This is a genomic window from Ruminococcus sp. NATIVEDY160 (assembly GCF_045819885.1).
Classification (GTDB): domain Bacteria; phylum Bacillota; class Clostridia; order Oscillospirales; family Acutalibacteraceae; genus Ruminococcoides.
Genome location: NZ_CP162391.1, coordinates 729072 through 744004, shown reverse-complemented (window position 1 = coordinate 744004; position 14933 = coordinate 729072). Strand labels below are relative to the sequence as shown.

General features: G+C 51.6%; 16 protein-coding genes. 2 read left to right on the top strand and 14 right to left on the bottom strand.

The window, feature by feature from the left end:
* Window positions 1–27 precede the first annotated feature (27 nt).
* The 9 genes from AB1I49_RS03570 to AB1I49_RS03530 form a co-directional block, all read right to left on the bottom strand.
* A complete protein-coding gene (locus AB1I49_RS03570; protein WP_316611401.1) occupies window positions 28–903 on the bottom strand; it encodes a polyprenyl synthetase family protein in 876 nt (291 codons plus the stop codon).
* Window positions 900–1115, bottom strand: a complete 216-nt coding sequence (gene xseB / locus AB1I49_RS03565) for an exodeoxyribonuclease VII small subunit (RefSeq protein WP_316611402.1) — start codon at window positions 1113–1115, stop codon at window positions 900–902. Before xseB ends, AB1I49_RS03570 begins: the two co-directional genes overlap by 4 nt.
* Window positions 1108–2040, bottom strand: a complete 933-nt coding sequence (gene whiA / locus AB1I49_RS03560) for a DNA-binding protein WhiA (RefSeq protein WP_316611403.1) — start codon at window positions 2038–2040, stop codon at window positions 1108–1110. Before whiA ends, xseB begins: the two co-directional genes overlap by 8 nt.
* An 8-nt stretch (window positions 2041–2048) precedes the next feature.
* A complete protein-coding gene (gene rapZ / locus AB1I49_RS03555) occupies window positions 2049–2912 on the bottom strand; it encodes an RNase adapter RapZ (RefSeq protein ID WP_186834153.1) in 864 nt (287 codons plus the stop codon).
* A gap of 10 nt (window positions 2913–2922) precedes the next feature.
* Window positions 2923–3828 carry a UDP-N-acetylmuramate dehydrogenase gene (murB, locus tag AB1I49_RS03550; protein WP_186834154.1) on the bottom strand — a complete coding sequence of 302 codons (906 nt, stop codon included), beginning with the start codon at window positions 3826–3828 and terminating at the stop codon, window positions 2923–2925.
* Window positions 3829–3843: 15 nt separating this feature from the next.
* The gene (gene hprK / locus AB1I49_RS03545) at window positions 3844–4809 is read right to left on the bottom strand and encodes an HPr(Ser) kinase/phosphatase (RefSeq protein ID WP_186834155.1); all 966 of its coding nucleotides are present in this window, start codon (window positions 4807–4809) and stop codon (window positions 3844–3846) included.
* 108 nt (window positions 4810–4917) lie between these two features.
* Complete coding sequence (locus AB1I49_RS03540) at window positions 4918–5526, bottom strand: Ger(x)C family spore germination protein (RefSeq protein ID WP_316609430.1); 609 nt, start codon at window positions 5524–5526, stop codon at window positions 4918–4920.
* Complete coding sequence (locus AB1I49_RS03535) at window positions 5510–6574, bottom strand: GerAB/ArcD/ProY family transporter (protein ID WP_407721379.1); 1065 nt, start codon at window positions 6572–6574, stop codon at window positions 5510–5512. Before AB1I49_RS03535 ends, AB1I49_RS03540 begins: the two co-directional genes overlap by 17 nt.
* Entirely contained in the window at window positions 6558–8027 is a 1470-nt protein-coding gene (locus tag AB1I49_RS03530) for a spore germination protein (RefSeq protein WP_407721378.1), read from the bottom strand. Before AB1I49_RS03530 ends, AB1I49_RS03535 begins: the two co-directional genes overlap by 17 nt.
* 78 nt (window positions 8028–8105) lie before the next feature.
* Here AB1I49_RS03530 and AB1I49_RS03525 point away from each other — a divergent pair, with 78 nt between their 5' ends.
* Window positions 8106–8780 carry a DUF421 domain-containing protein gene (locus AB1I49_RS03525; protein WP_201426567.1) on the top strand — a complete coding sequence of 225 codons (675 nt, stop codon included), beginning with the start codon at window positions 8106–8108 and terminating at the stop codon, window positions 8778–8780.
* Window positions 8777–9157, top strand: coding sequence for a DUF4363 family protein (locus AB1I49_RS03520; RefSeq protein WP_407721376.1), 381 nt, complete (start codon window positions 8777–8779; stop codon window positions 9155–9157). Before AB1I49_RS03525 ends, AB1I49_RS03520 begins: the two co-directional genes overlap by 4 nt.
* 47 nt (window positions 9158–9204) lie before the next feature.
* Here AB1I49_RS03520 and secF read toward each other — a convergent pair whose 3' ends face one another.
* From secF to AB1I49_RS03495, 5 genes are all read right to left on the bottom strand, one after another.
* The gene (gene secF / locus AB1I49_RS03515; protein WP_316616901.1) at window positions 9205–10224 is read right to left on the bottom strand and encodes a protein translocase subunit SecF; all 1020 of its coding nucleotides are present in this window, start codon (window positions 10222–10224) and stop codon (window positions 9205–9207) included.
* Window positions 10214–11623 carry a protein translocase subunit SecD gene (gene secD / locus AB1I49_RS03510; protein ID WP_186834162.1) on the bottom strand — a complete coding sequence of 470 codons (1410 nt, stop codon included), beginning with the start codon at window positions 11621–11623 and terminating at the stop codon, window positions 10214–10216. Before secD ends, secF begins: the two co-directional genes overlap by 11 nt.
* Before the next feature lie 312 nt (window positions 11624–11935).
* The gene (locus AB1I49_RS03505; protein WP_186834163.1) at window positions 11936–13219 is read right to left on the bottom strand and encodes an aspartate aminotransferase type Ic; all 1284 of its coding nucleotides are present in this window, start codon (window positions 13217–13219) and stop codon (window positions 11936–11938) included.
* A 208-nt stretch (window positions 13220–13427) separates the two neighbouring features.
* Window positions 13428–14156: a CpsD/CapB family tyrosine-protein kinase gene (locus AB1I49_RS03500; protein WP_316616903.1), complete on the bottom strand. Its 729-nt coding sequence runs from the start codon at window positions 14154–14156 to the stop codon at window positions 13428–13430.
* Between the two features lie 2 nt (window positions 14157–14158).
* Window positions 14159–14887 carry a YveK family protein gene (locus AB1I49_RS03495; RefSeq protein ID WP_186834165.1) on the bottom strand — a complete coding sequence of 243 codons (729 nt, stop codon included), beginning with the start codon at window positions 14885–14887 and terminating at the stop codon, window positions 14159–14161.
* Window positions 14888–14933: the final 46 nt, after the last annotated feature.

The following is a 14933-nucleotide window of genomic DNA, read 5'->3' as shown; positions in this document are numbered from 1 at the left end:
TCGTTCCCTTATAATTCTTTTGAGGAATTAATTCGTCCTCTTGGCGAGATCAAGCGCGAAATTTTTCAGCTCTGTGGTATCCGCTCTGAACGCCCCGAGAGCCTCAAGAGCCTGTTGAGTAAGCTCGTCCACCAGCTCTCTGCAGCGCTCGATACCGAGCAGCGAAACATAGGTTGATTTGCTGTTTTCCACATCGCTGCCGACGGGCTTGCCTAGTTCCGCGTCTGTGGAGGTCCGGTCGAGAATGTCGTCCTGAATCTGGAAGGCGATCCCGATGCATTCTCCGTAGAGAGAAGCCGCCTTGCGCTGTTCGTCGTCGGCGTTTGCAGCGATGCATCCGAGCTCGCACGCCGCCTTGATAAGACAGGCGGTCTTTTTGTAGTCCATCTCGCGCAGAACCTCTAGCGGAGCGTTCGTGTTCTCGCTCTTGAGGTCGATGACCTGTCCGCCAACCATACCGTTTGCGCCTGCGTAGGCGGCAAGGGTTTTGGCGGCAAGACGGCACGCTCTGTTGCCCGACAATATAGCCGCTCTGTCGCTTGAGAGGGTTTCAAATGCGAGTGTAAGAAGCGCGTCGCCTGCCAGAAGCGCGATGTCCTCACCGTACACCTTATGATTCGAGGGCTTGCCGCGGCGGAGATCGTCGTCGTCCATGCAGGGCAAATCGTCGTGAATGAGCGAGTAGGTGTGGATCATTTCGACCGCGCAGGCAAACGGTGCCGCCGCGTCGTCGCTGCCGCCGCAGAGTCTTGAAAACTCAAAAACAAGCTGCGGACGTACGCGCTTGCCGCCTGCCTCGAGGCTGTATTTCATCGATTCGATCAGCACCCGTTCACGGCAATTGAGGCCGGGCAGACAATCGAGCAGCGCCTGCTCTGTCAGTTTGGCGTAATCGGTTTTCATTTTTCCTCTTCCTTTCCCTCAATAACTCTCTTATGGATATCCATGATCTGTCCCTTGTAGTTGTCGAGCGCATTGACGCAGAACGCGAGCAGCTCGCACGCCTCGGCGTACAGAGCCATGCTCTCGTCGAGCGAAGAGGATTCGTTCTCAAGCTTACTTACAGTTTCTTCAAGCGCACGGTTAGCCTCTTCAAAAGTCATTTTTTTATCCATGGTTGTCCTCCTGCCCGCCCGCGTATTCCATCAGGCGCTGCATTCTGTGATTAGCTCCGCTGCGGCTTATCGGCGTTGACAAATTCGCGCCGAGATCACGCAGCGACATTTCGGGGTTCTCGAGCCTGAGATAAGCGATCTCCCTGAGGTCATCGGGCAGACTCTCAAGACCCCTCGTCCGTTTGATTTTATTTATAGCTTCAAGCTGCTTTGTGGCAGCCGAAGCGACTTTTCTGATATTGGCAACCTCTCCATTGACCGAGCGGTTGATGTTGTTGCGCACCTGCTTGACAGCCTTGGTGCCCATGATTTCCATCGCCTGTACGGGCGCTCCGATATAGGTGAGCAAATCGCAGATCTGCTCGCTGCCCTTGAAATAGACGACGTAGTTGCCGCCTCGGATAACCGTTTTCGGCGTGAAACGGCACTCTGTGACCTCACGGAGAATGTTGCTGAGATCGGAGGCGAGGTTCTTGTGCGGCACACAGAACTCCGCGTGGTAGCTCTTCATCGGGTCTGACGCCGAACCGCAGCTGAGAAATACTCCCCTGACGAACGCCGCCGACTGTTCGTCGCTCGAGACGTTCGCGCGGTTAACTCTTAGAGTGACCTCTCCTGCGCTGTGGCCGAAGGACTCGAACACTCGCCTGCACTCGCCGCTGTCAATCAGCGATATGCGGTAGAGCTTCATTTCGTCTGACTTCGGGCGGAGCGCCGTCTGCTTCTCGATGATAGGCATAAAGAGGTTTTCGAGCAGCATTGTTATCCGACGCGCGGCGTGAGAGCTCTCTGTCGTAAATACTATCTGGTTGTCGCGAAAGACTTTGCCGAAGAGCAGCATTCCGTAAAGCTCCGCGCGCAATACGTCGCGGTCAAAGCTCTCGGTGCGGCAAAGCTCCTTTTTTACTTCTGATGAGAATGACATATCGCACCTTATTTATCGATATCGCGGTGCTGGATTACGCAGCGGTAGCCCAGCTCGCGGAAGTGGGTCTCAAAAATGCGCGCAACGGTGACGCTGCGGTGCTTTCCGCCGGTACAGCCGATTCCGACAACCAGCTCGCTCTTGCCCTCCTTGAGATAGAGCGGCACTGCGTAGTCGAGCAGTCCAAGGCTGTGATTGACAAAGCCCAGAGTGTCCTCGCTCTCGGTCACGTAATCAAAGACCTCCTTGTTCATTCCCGTGAGCGGTTTAAGCTCGGGAATGTAAAAGGGATTAGGCAGACAGCGCACGTCAAAAATCGTGTCAGCCTCGAGCGGGATTCCGTACTTGAAGCCGAAGGACATGAAGGTCAGTGTGATGCCCTGAGAGGTGTCCTCCATGAACATCGACATAACGCGCTCGCGCAGCTGCTTGTTGGACATCTTTGTGGTGTCCACCATGAAGTCGGCAAGCTTCTTAACAGATGAGAGCAGAGTTACCTCGCGCTCGACCGCCTCGGAAACAGAGCCTTCGCTGATTTTGTCAGCGAGCGGATGCTTTCTGCGCGTTTCCTTGTAGCGGAGAATTAGCACGTCGCTTTTCGCGTCAAGAAACAGTAGCTTCGCGCCTGCGTTCTCGTTCTTGAATTCCTCGATTTCGGCTGCCATCTGCTTGTAGTTTTCATTGCCGCGCACGTCAACAACAACCGCGACGCGCTTCATGCCCTCGTCAGAGGAGCTACGGCATAGATTGTATAAAGTCTGGAGCAGCGACGACGGTATATTGTCGACGCAATAGTAACCAATGTCCTCGAGGACGTGGAGAGCGGAGGTCTTTCCCGCGCCCGACATACCCGAAATAATTACAAATTCCATACGGATCCCTTTATAAAATAATTAACTCACATTCGAGAGTATAGCCTGTTTTGTCGGCTACCTCGGTCTGAACCTCACGGATAAGTGACTTTACGTCGTGTGCGGTCGCGTTGCCGGCGTTGATGATAAATCCCGCGTGCTTCTCGCTTACCTGTGCGCCGCCGTGTCTTTTGCCCTTGAGTCCGCACTGTTCAATCAGCGCGCCTGCAAAAGCTCCCTCGGGACGCTTGAAAACACTTCCTGCGCTCGGGTACTCGAGAGGCTGCTTGTCGCTTCTTCTGCCGAGGAAGTCGTCCATCTTCGCGCGGATCTCGTCGGGCTCGCCTTTCTGCATCTTGAGGGTAACGCCCGTTATTATGCAGTTGTTTCTGCGGTAAATACTGGTGCGGTAGCCGAGCTCGAGGTCATCGCGCTCGATCCTGCCTATGCCGCCGCTCGGGTCGATGTGTGAAACGCTGAAAATAACATCCTTCATCTCGCCGCCGTATGCGCCCGCGTTCATGAACACCGCGCCGCCGACCGAACCGGGAATACCCCAGCCGAACTCCAGTCCCGTAAGTCCGCATTTCAGGGCAAACTTGCACAATGAAGCGAGGCTCGCACCTGCGCCGCAGTAGATCGTGTTGTCGTCAACTAGCGAGATCCTGCGGAAGTCGCCGTCAAGGCGGATCACAACTCCGCTGAAACCCTCGTCCGAGGCGAGGACGTTGCTGCCATTGCCGAGGATCAGGTAATCGACGTCGGACTCGCGGCATTCCTTGAGGATCGCGCTGAGCTTGCTGAGCGTGCCGACCTTTATGTAAACGTCGGCGTTGCCGCCGATTTTAAAGGTTGTGTGCCTGTTGAGAGGTTCGTTCTTGCGCGCCTCACAGCCGAGGAGCATCGCAAGGTCATATATAATATCAGATCTGTTCATATTACTCCTTAAAACTTATTCCCATGTGTCGACTACGGTTTTTCCGGGCGCGGGCATTGCCGAGAGATCCATGCCGAGATTGACGAGCAAGTCCTGCGCGGCGTTGTAGCCCATCTTCTTCTGCCTGTTGTTCATGGCGGCAACCTCGATGATAACCGCCAAGTTTCGGCCGGGCTTTACGGGAATTGTGAGCGCCGGCACCTCTACTCCGAGAATACGCATGACCTCGTTGTCAAGTCCCATGCGATCGTATACCTTGGAATTGTCCCACAGTTCAAGACTGACGACCATGTCGATTTTTTCCTGGGTCTTGATAGCGCCCATGCCGAAGAGCTGACGCGCGTTGATGATACCTATGCCGCGCAGCTCGATGAAATGGCGGATATTCTGGGGCGACTGACCGATAAGCGTATTGACGTTTGTGCGCAGGATCTCGACCGCGTCGTCCGCGACAAGACGGTGGCCGCGCTTTATCAGCTCGATCGCTGTTTCGCTCTTACCTACGCCGCTGTCGCCGATCAGCAGGCAGCCTTCGCCGTATACCTCAACGAGCACGCCGTGACGGGTGATTCTAGGGGCGAGCTCGCGGTTCAGGTACTGTACAAGGCGGGCCGTCAGATCGGAAGTATTTTCATCTGTGGCGAAAATCGACACCTTGTGGAGCTTCGCGCTCTCGAGAATTACGTTTGTCGGTTCGATATGGCGGCAAATAATTACCGCGGGCGGGCCGAAACTGAAAATGGATTCAATTACCATTTTCTGAGCCTCGGAGCCAAAGCGTCCGAGATAGGCAAACTCCGTATTGCCGAGCACCTGGATCCTCTTGTTGTCAAAAAACTCGAAATAACCCGTCAGCTCCAAGCCCGGACGGTTGATTTCGACTGTTGAAATCTTGGTTTGCTCATAGTTGTCCGCGATATAAACCTTGTCAAGACCGAGCCGCTCAACAAGCTCGGATAAGGGTACTGAAAATTCAGACATACTGCCGCCGCCTTTCGAAAAATGGGTATAAATAGTCACTATACAATTAAGTTATATTATACAACAAAACGCGGCTGAGATAAAGTCCTTTCATAAAATTTTTTACAATTATTTCGCAGTTTTTTTCATTTTCTCACGGTCAATCTCAAATTCGCTGACTTTTAATTCTTTTTCAGAACTAATAAACGGCACCGTGAAGCTGTCCTCTCCCCTTCGGGCAAAATTGTTGAAAATCGAGAGGTAATTTATATTCACTGAAGGGTTATTTTTCTTTAAGAGAATTAACTGCTCCTCTATAAGACTCTGCGTCCTGTTTGTCTCCTTTATCCTCTCAATCGCGCCGTCGTCGCAGAGTGTGACATAGGCAATCGGCGAGAATGACGCTTGTGTCGAGATATAATCCACGTCGTCCTGCATTACCTGTCTGTACACGTCCTCGCTGAGCATCAGCAGCTCGAGCTTCGCAAGCGACAGGTTCGGGATATACTGCTCTCTCGCGAGCGCACACGCCTGTTCAAACGAGTCCGCCGGCACGTCTATACCCCACGGCTTTTCGCTGCTCGACAGTCGGTAGAAGGTGTAAACCACCTGTCCGCCGCGGCGGTCGACGCTGACATTCTTGATAATCGACGCGGTTTCGATCTGACGAGAATTGTTGCAGCCAGAAAGCATGACGGCGGCAGCGACAGTTAATAATATGCTAATTCCCCTTCGCATTTGACTTCCTCCCAACAAAAATATACGCCGCAGGCAGCATTACCGCCGCAACAAAGGTCAGCAGAAGCAGCGGTATCGGATTGGCTAATATTTCTTTTACAGAATTAATATATGTCGCAGTGACATAGAGAGCGAAGATGATAAGAGTGAAAATCAGCACGCATTTCCGGTTGCCGTCACTGCACGTGCCGCGCGAGATACAGCATAAAAACAGCGACACTATCATAAACACCGACATTGTCGAGAGAGCGAGATAAAAGCTCTCGATTCCGGCGAACGGCCCGAAGTGCGCAACGCGCGAAAGCACAAAGGCAGGATAGGTCTGTCTGCCGACGTAGTCTCCCAGAGCGAACCAGACGAAGAAAATGACCGCCGCGTACTTTAATCCCGTGAAAATCAGGGTAAACACAGGCTGGCGGAAACGGAAATTCCGAGTCACACCCGAGCAGCAGGCGAAGATCACAGCTATAAATGACGGCGTGACAAAGTAAAGCGTATTCTGCATGAACGCGTTGAATTCGCCGTTCAATTCAAAGCTGTAGTGGCTGAAATCAAGCTCGGACAGGCTGCCGCCGAACATCAGGATATTTGTCAGCAGCGCAAACAGAAAGAGAAATATGCCGAACCGCGAGATCACGTTCACGCCCTTGCATGCGGCGTAAGCGCAGCCTAGAAGCATGATAAACGTTATCAGGCACGGCGTGACCTCGGGAAAATACTTCGTGTGGAACATATCGATATACGGCAGCAGGAAATACAGCGCGGCATAGACAAAATACAGCGCGTAAAAAATCGCTATAGGAATCCTCAGCTTTGGCGTGAACCTCCGCGCGAGCGTGAGCACGTCGGAATCGGTTTGCTTTTTGAGTATGAGCGAAGGAAGGAAAAACAAAAAACAGACCGCAAGTCCTGCCGCGATGCAGATTGCGTTGAAGGTGAACGAAGCGTTCGGCGACAAATCATTATTCTGCAAAAGAATTACCGAGCACGCGCACAGGAGTAAAGCGAGCAGAAAACGCTTGGACGAAAACTTAACCTCTGTTTGCATCTTGCACCTCCGTCTCGGGGAACTTCTGGACACGGATCGTGTGCTTCGAGAGCTGCCGCCAGCCTGCGCGGATAAATACATCCCGCATTCTTCTCAGCGAAAACGGCGACAGTGAGGACAGGTACGGCACACCGAGGGAGGTCTTGGCACACATTCCGATGAGCACAACCGCCGTCGCGAGAGTTATTCCCCACAGTCCCGTGAAGCCGCCGACGACGATAAACAGCATGCGAAGCATCATTATCGGCGGATAGAGAGGCGACGTCACATAGCCGCATATCGCGGCGGTGGCGACAACCATCAGCGTCGACGCGCTGATTATACCCGCGTTGACCGCGCTGTCACCGATTACGAGCGCGCCGACTATGCTGACCGCGTGACCGAGGGATTTCGGTATCCGCAGACCGGCTTCCTTCATTATCTCGTACACCACCGTTATCGCGAGCACCTCGGCGGTCACGGGAAACGGAGTCTGAGCGAGGGATTCGGAGGTATTGATCAGCAGCCACGTCGGGAAATACTCGGGGTGAAACTGCGCGAGCGCGACGTACAGTCCGGGAAGAAATACCGAGACGAAGAACGAGAGGTACTTCATCAGGCGGATAAAGGCGGCATAGTAGGTGCGGTTTGAGTAGTCGTCGACGCTCTGGAACTCCTCGACAAAGAGGTGCGGAACGATCATCACGGCAGGAGTGCCGTCGACTATAATCGCGATCCTGCCCTCGGTCAGCTTGCCGCAGACCGTATCGGGTCTTTCGGATATACCGACTCCCGAAAAAAGACTGCCCGAGCCGTTGTCCTCGAGATAGTCAGAAAGGTATCCCGAGGCGAGAACGGTTTCGAGATTGCAGCCGGAAAGGCGGTTTTTCAGCTTGTTGAGCAAGTCGAGCGAAACCTGAGATTGCAGATAACAAATCATCAGCTGTGTTTTGCTGTCAGTACCGACGGTCATCTGCTCAAACTTGAGGTCGGGCGTTTTCATTCGCCGACGAATCATCGACATATTGACGCGCAGCGGCTCGGTAAAGCCCTCGCGTGAGCCGCGCTGTACAACCTCGCTCTCAGGCTCGCTGACTCCGCGGAAGCTGTAGCCCTGAACGCCGACGGCGTAAAGCTCCTCTGCCCCGTCAATCATCAGCACAGCGAATCCCGAGGTGATGTAGGTCACGATCTCGTCAGCCGAGCTGAGCTTAATCACATCGGACGATGCCATCACCGAGGAATACGCAGTAACAGACACGGCGGCAGAGTCGCGCGCGCCGTAGTCAAAGGTCAGAAGCGGATTGAGAACGCTCTGGGAGAGCTGTTCCTTATCGACGAGGCCTTCCATGGTTATCACCGCCGCCTGAATCTTCAGAGCGGATTTCAGTGTAAAAACGCGCACATTAAGGTCGGCGGAATCGTCAAACTGACTTTGCAGACTGAGCTTTATTTCGTTTATAGAATAATTCATACAATCACCATTATTAACCTAAGCAAAAACCCCGCGAATATACAGAGCAATTTTGCAGATAATAGGCTTGGTGATATAATGATTATTTCAATTCTACGAACGGTGATCCTTTACGTATTTATTATTCTCGCGATCCGCCTGATGGGAAAGCGGCAAATCAGCGATATGCAGCCGAGCGAGCTTGTGGTGACTCTGGTGGTATCGGATATTGCCTCTCTCCCGATGCAGAACACCTCGCAGCCCTTGCTCAGCGGCGTTATCCCCGTGCTTGTTCTGGTGTCGCTCGAAATCGCTGCGAGCGCGCTGATGATGAAGAGCCGCCTGTTCCGCCGCCTGATCTGCGGCAACCCTGTCGTGGTAATCGAGGACGGAAAGCTCCTGCAAAAGCAGCTCAAGCGTCTGAGAATGAGCGCCGAGGACTTATTCGCACAGCTCAGGCAGCAGGATATATTTTCAATCGACGAGGTGCAGTACTGCATTGTGGAAACGAACGGCTCAATCAGCGTTCTTGAGAAGCCTCAGAACCGCGTGCCGACCGCTCAGGATCTGGGTGTTACAATTGACGACAAAAAGCTGGAGGCTGTGGTGGTCTGCGACGGAGAGCTGCTCGACGACGGCTTGAAGCTGTGCAGCGGCAGCCGTATGCAGGTCGATAATATTCTGCAAGAGAATAATGCAAAGCTAAGCGAGGTCTTTATCCTCACCCTCGACGGAAACGGCAAATACAACCTGATCGCAAAGGAGGTTTCATGAAGCGTATAATAATCTCCCTAGCCCTTCTCGCAGCCTGCGCAATAGGCGCTGTAATCGAAACAGCTTACATCAGCAGCAGCGTGGACAGCTACACCGAAACGATTGACAGAATAGACGGCTATATGCTGCGCGACGATTTCGAGAACGCTCTCACGGAATGCACTCGATTGAACGACGAGTGGACGGACAGCGCTCACGGAATCGACGCTTTGCTGATTCACGACTATGTGGACGGCATAGGACTTGGCATCGCTCAGATGAAATCGCACATTGAAAGCGGCAACCCCGATATGTACTTCTCGGAAAGCGAGAAAACAAAAAGGGCGCTCGCGTCCATAAAGGACAGCGAGTACCCGTACGCCGAAAATATCCTGTAAACAAAAAGGAGAGACTTGAAAACAAGCCTCTCCGTTTTTTAATATTATTATTTTGCGGCCTTCTTCTTTGCCTTGTGGTTCTGCCACATAACCCAGAGAGGACCTGCGATGCAGATTGAGGAATAACAGCCTGAAACTACACCGATCATCATCGGAAGAGCGAAGCCCTTAACCGAGGAGATATTGAAGATCGTCGCGAGTACGTAAACGGTCATAATCGCTGTCAGGGTGGTGACAGAGGTCATGATTGTACGCTTGAGCGTCTTTGTCGCAGAAACGTTGAATACGGTGCCGACGTCTGTTCTTCTGCCCATGAGTTTTCTCTCCTCACGGACACGGTCGTAAATAACGATGGTATCGTTCAGTGAGTAACCGAGAATCATGAGTACAACCGCGATGAAGTTTGAGTCGATAGGCATCTGGAAGATAACGTAGAGGAAGTAAATCATCGCTACGTCGTGGAACAGAGCTACCAGAGCCATGACGCCTGCGGAAAGACCGCCGATTTTCTTGAAGCGGATGGTTACATAGAGAACCATCAGAATGCTCGCGAGAGCTACCGCCGCAAGACACTTGAGCAGGAAGCTGAAGCCCATGGAAGCGTCAACCGAGTTCGCCTCAAGTGTGATGAAGTTATTGTCGGGATACTGAGCCTGAAGATCCTTCTCGAGGTTCTTCTGAATATCGGTCTCGATGGAGTCGTTGCCCGAGAACTGTACGGATACGTTCTTGCCTGTGTTGCCCATCAGATCCTCAGAGAACGAGGTTGTGATCTTATCGGTTGTCTTTTCCTGGATAAAATCATAAAGGGCGTTCTGGTCGATGGGGTGCTCCTCGTCAGAGGTGTAGCTGAAGGTAAGGGTCGCGCCGCCCGAGAACTGAATGTCGAGGGTGGTGCCGAAAATGAAGTTGCAGATGATACCAATCAGCATGATTCCGAGCGAAACACCGAAGAAGATCTTCTTGCTGCCGACAAAGTCGATAACCTTTCTGCCGCGGTTGAACTTCTCGCTGACCTCCTGTTCGGTCATCTGAACGTCAGTCTTGGTCTGAACATCATTTTTCATCTTTCGCACCTCCAAACAACCAATTTTTGCGCAGAGGCTTGATACCTGCAATGCTTCTGAGCATCAGTCTTGAGAAGAAGATACCCATGATGAAGTTGGAAATTACACCGACGAGCAGTGTATAACCGAACGCGTAGATGGTACCTGTAGTGGACTCGCCGAAGATGAAGGAAAGAATGTTGGACGGTCCGAATACCAGCATAAGAATGATAGATACGATTACAACGGTCATGTTACCGTCGACGATCGCTGAGAGCGAGTTCTTGGAACCCTTGTCGAGAGCGCCGTCGAGCGTTCTGCCGCCGCGCAGCTCTTCCTTGATACGCTCCGCAGTAATAACGTTACAGTCAACGCCCATACCGATGGAGAGGATCATACCCGCGATACCGGGCAGTGTCATGGTAAAGGACGGGAACGCGGGGAAATAACCCGAAACCGCCGCAACGGTAAGACCCATCTGACCGATAAGAGCGATGATCGCTACAAAACCGGGGAGACGGTAGAAAATAATCATGATCAGAGCAATGAGGATAAAGGCGACAACCGCCGCGTATGCCATTGCCGTAAGGGCGTTTTCACCGAGAGTAGCTGAAATGTTGCCGTAGTTGGCGGTTTCAAGCTGGAAGGGAAGCGCGCCCGCGTTGATCTTCTGAGCGAGCTCTGTTGCCTGCTTAGCGGTGAAGCTGCCTGAAATCTGCGCCTTGCCGTCAGTGATTGTCGCCTGAACGGTAGGAGCGGAAAGCATAATGTCGTCCATCCAGATGGAGACAGTCTGGTTTAAGTAGGTAGTGGTGATTTCCTGGAAGGTCTTGGCGCCCTCTTCGTTGAGAGTAAGGCTTACAACATACTGCGCCTTACCGCTGTCGTCCTGATAGTACTGCGCCTCTGCCTTCTCAACGGCCGAGCCGTCCATGAGAACTGTCGCGGTATCTCCCGTAGGAGTCTTGTAGATGTACTCTCCGTCGGAGCCTACGTCAGTTGACTCGTAGGACTTACCGGGACGGAAGGTAAGATTTGCGGTCGAGGAGATTTCCTCAATCGCGTTTACCGCGTTGAATTCTGTTTCGTCTGACTTCCAGGGGAAACGAACGATGATTCTGTCGCTGTTTCTGTCAGCGTATAGCTCGTAGTCTGTGATGCCCTGTGAAATCATACGAAGCTCAATGATGGATTTTGCCGATTCCAGCTGTTCATCGGTAGCGTCGTAGTTGTTGGCAGGCTTAAATGTCGCCTCAACACCGCCCCTGATGTCGATTCCCCATCGAATGTCGCCGATACCCTTGAGTACTGTGTTTTTGTTGTCACCTGTGTAATAGGATACTCCGAAAATCGCAGTAAACGAAAAGGCAAGTATCAGCAAAGCAACAATGAAGAACACCGGCTTTGGAACTCTTTTCATGCCTTTTGAACCTCCGTAATATAATTGTCTGTAAGAAAAAAACAACCCTGTTACGGGCGCAGACTTACAGACGTAACAGAATTATTATATGATTTTTTTGGCAAATTGTCAATGGAAATGCAAATATTTGATAAAAAAACTTTATCTTTAGCAGTATTGCATAAAATCAGACCGAAAAAATTGTAACATAAAATTTATCCGCCCTTATACTCCGCCGATTTGTACAAAACGCGCTGAATAACACCCGAATCTATCGGCTCCAAAAGGAAAACCCGGCAGAATCGCTCCTGCCGGGTCATAAAAACTAACTTATCAGATTTTGCCGAGCAGCTTCTCGCACGCCGCGAGCTTCGCGCAGGTGCAGAAAATATCCATGGCCTGCTCCAGCTCGTTGTTGGGCGGGAAGGTAGGCGCTATGCGGATATTGCTGTCGTGAGGGTCGTTGCCGAGCGGATATGTCGCGCCCGCTCCGGTGAGAACTACGCCCGCGTCGCGGCAGAGGTGTACAACGCGCTTCGCGGTGCCCTCCATGACGTCTACGCTTACGAAGTAGCCGCCGTTGGGGTTGGTCCAGTTCGCGGTGCCTGTTGGCTTGAGCTCCTTGTCAAGCGTATTGAGCACGATGTCAAACTTGGGCTTTAGGATAGCCTTATGCTTTTCCATATGCTTAAGAACACCGTTAAAGTCGCCGAAGAACTTGACGTGACGGAGCATGTTGAGCTTATCATAGCTGATGATCTCGTAGTTGTAACGCGCCGCAAACACCTTCATGTTGTTCGAGGAAGCCGCCATTGCAGCGACACCCGCGCCCGGGAAGGTGATTTTAGACGTCGAGCAGAACAGAACCGGCAGGTCAACGTTGCCTGTCTTTCTGCACTCGTCAACAATATTGAGCAGCTTGTCGGGTGTGTCGGTGATATCGTGAATGCAGTAGGCGTTATCCCACATAATGCGGAAATCCTTCGCCGCGGGCTTGAGGGATGCGAAACGTCTTACGGTCTCGTCGCTGTAGGTAATGCCGTTGGGGTTTGAGTATTTCGGCACGCACCAGATACCCTTGATGCTCTCGTCGTTCGAAACAAGACGCTCAACGATGTCCATGTCGGGGCCGTTCTCGTTCATGGGAACGGGAATCATCTCAAAGCCATAGTACTGGGTGATACCGAAATGTCTGTCGTAGCCGGGAACCGGACAGAGGAACTTTCTGTCGGGAACCTCATACCAGGGCTTGCAGCCCTCGACAATCGGCTTTGTCATCATGCAGGAAATCGTGTCGAACATCATGTTCAGGCTGGAGTTGCCGCCGACCATAACGCTGTTTGAGGGCACGCCGAGAATCTCGCCGAAGAGCTTGCGGCACTCGTCGATACCGTGAAAGATACCGTAGTTTCTGCAGTCCATGCCGTCTTCGCCGATGAAATCAGACTTGCTGTTCATCACGTCGAGCATTTTCAGCGAAAGGTCAAGCTGCTCCTTGCCGGGCTTTCCTCTTGCCATATTGAGCGAAAGACCCTTGCCTTTTTCGTCCTTATAGCGCTTTTTAAGAGCGGCGTATTCCTTTTCCAGCTCCTCGGAGCTGCACTTAAAGTATTCCATTTCCCATATCTCCTTACGCAAATGTTCTTTTTGTAACCTTATATATTCTAATACAACGGCACTGAAAATGCAAGTCTTTTTTACAAATCCTGCAAATTCGTCAGTTTTATTAATAAAAAACAGGCTCACCTCGCGATTGCTTAGTGAGTCTGTTGAAATTGTTATTATAATATTATTCAGTTTTTCGGAAGCTGTACCATTCGTGCGGTTAATAGTACTGATAGTAATAGTAACCTCTGCCGGCGCTTTTCTTATTCTGGGTGCAGCCGACCTTGATGAACCCGAGGATTTTTGTGTCGGCAAGCTTGATGCTCTCGAGCATCTTCTGGATATCGCCGTGGGTGGTGGAGCGTTCGCGGAGAACGACAACATAGCCCGCGACCCTGTCCTTGAGCAGAAGGGCATCGGCGACAACACCGATAGGCGGAGTATCGAAGATAATGTAATCGTACTCATCAATCAGACCCTTAACCAGCTTCTCAAAGCCGGGAGAACAGAGCAGCTCGGACGGGTTGGGCGGAATCGTGCCGGAGGGCAAAATATCGAGATTAGGAAGAACATCGTGCTTTACGGCGTCCTCAAAATCCGCCATTTTACCAATTATGTTCGAAAGTCCTACCGTATTCTCTACCTTAAAGATATTGTGCAGGTTCGGACGGCGCAGATCACAGTCAACCAGCAAAACCCTGCGTTCCATCTTTGAGAAGGAAATCGCGAGATTTGCCGAAACGGTACTTTTACCCTCGCCCTTCGCGTAGCTTGTTACAGCGAAAACCTTCTGATCCTCTGCGGAGAGAGAGAACATGATATTGGAACGGGCGCTTTTGTAGGACTCAACTATCGCGAATTTGCTCTTCTCTGAAATAGCATCAGCGGAGTTATAGTTCTTTTCGGTCTTTTGTTTATCCGGTTTTTTCAGTTTAATCTTCAGAGCCATGCTTACTTACCTCCCGTGTTAAAATCGGGAATCTCAGCGAATACAGGAATCTTGTAGATTTCCGAGAGATCCTCGTCTGACTTGATGGTGGTGTCAATCAGCTCAAGCAGAACCGAGATCAGGCAGGCAGCCACAAGTCCGACCGCAAAGCCGATGAGTGTATTTCTCATCTTGTTCGGCGAAATCGGCGATGAAGGAGCCTTGGCGGTGCGGATTATACCAAGCTGACCGTACATGAAGTTATCGTGGAAAACCTCATTGCACATATCGGAAATCTGATTTGCTACATTGGCACACTTCTCGGGATCATCTCCCGTCACGTTTACGTTGATATAGAAGGTTCCTTCCACCGTTGAAAAGCTGACACTGCAGCCGTTGTACAGAGTGGTGATCTTGTCGGAGTTCTGGAACAGGGTGACGCAGATTTTCGCCAGAGTAGAGGAACCGCTGATATCTGAGTTAAAGATCTTCTGAGCGACTTCGTTGTTGCTCGAGTTTGAATCAGAGGTTCTCGAGGATTCTGTATCAGCCTTGTCGGCAGTATCGTCCGTAACTTCTTTTTTGTTGTAGTTCTGCACAAATATCATGGTTGACGAGGTGTACTGCGGGGTGATAAAGAAATATGTATAGAGGAATGTCAGTAAACCCGCTGCCAACGCAACAATCACGATAAAACGAATTCTGTGCAGGAGTACGCCTAAAATCTTTTGAATGGTTATATTTTTTGGCATTTCCTGTCTCCTTCTGCGTAAAGAATCTTATCGCATAATATTACAC

Bases quoted from the DNA above. Each gene is read 5' to 3' on its own strand.
- AB1I49_RS03570 (WP_316611401.1), bottom strand. From the start codon at position 903: ATGAAAACCGATTACGCCAAACTGACAGAGCAGGCGCTGCTCGATTGT.
- xseB (WP_316611402.1), bottom strand. From the start codon at position 1,115: ATGGATAAAAAAATGACTTTTGAAGAGGCTAACCGTGCGCTTGAAGAA.
- whiA (WP_316611403.1), bottom strand. From the start codon at position 2,040: ATGTCATTCTCATCAGAAGTAAAAAAGGAGCTTTGCCGCACCGAGAGC.
- rapZ (WP_186834153.1), bottom strand. From the start codon at position 2,912: ATGGAATTTGTAATTATTTCGGGTATGTCGGGCGCGGGAAAGACCTCC.
- murB (WP_186834154.1), bottom strand. From the start codon at position 3,828: ATGAACAGATCTGATATTATATATGACCTTGCGATGCTCCTCGGCTGT.
- hprK (WP_186834155.1), bottom strand. From the start codon at position 4,809: ATGTCTGAATTTTCAGTACCCTTATCCGAGCTTGTTGAGCGGCTCGGT.
- AB1I49_RS03540 (WP_316609430.1), bottom strand. From the start codon at position 5,526: ATGCGAAGGGGAATTAGCATATTATTAACTGTCGCTGCCGCCGTCATG.
- AB1I49_RS03535 (WP_407721379.1), bottom strand. From the start codon at position 6,574: ATGCAAACAGAGGTTAAGTTTTCGTCCAAGCGTTTTCTGCTCGCTTTA.
- AB1I49_RS03530 (WP_407721378.1), bottom strand. From the start codon at position 8,027: ATGAATTATTCTATAAACGAAATAAAGCTCAGTCTGCAAAGTCAGTTT.
- AB1I49_RS03525 (WP_201426567.1), top strand. From the start codon at position 8,106: ATGATTATTTCAATTCTACGAACGGTGATCCTTTACGTATTTATTATT.
- AB1I49_RS03520 (WP_407721376.1), top strand. From the start codon at position 8,777: ATGAAGCGTATAATAATCTCCCTAGCCCTTCTCGCAGCCTGCGCAATA.
- secF (WP_316616901.1), bottom strand. From the start codon at position 10,224: ATGAAAAATGATGTTCAGACCAAGACTGACGTTCAGATGACCGAACAG.
- secD (WP_186834162.1), bottom strand. From the start codon at position 11,623: ATGAAAAGAGTTCCAAAGCCGGTGTTCTTCATTGTTGCTTTGCTGATA.
- AB1I49_RS03505 (WP_186834163.1), bottom strand. From the start codon at position 13,219: ATGGAATACTTTAAGTGCAGCTCCGAGGAGCTGGAAAAGGAATACGCC.
- AB1I49_RS03500 (WP_316616903.1), bottom strand. From the start codon at position 14,156: ATGGCTCTGAAGATTAAACTGAAAAAACCGGATAAACAAAAGACCGAA.
- AB1I49_RS03495 (WP_186834165.1), bottom strand. From the start codon at position 14,887: ATGCCAAAAAATATAACCATTCAAAAGATTTTAGGCGTACTCCTGCAC.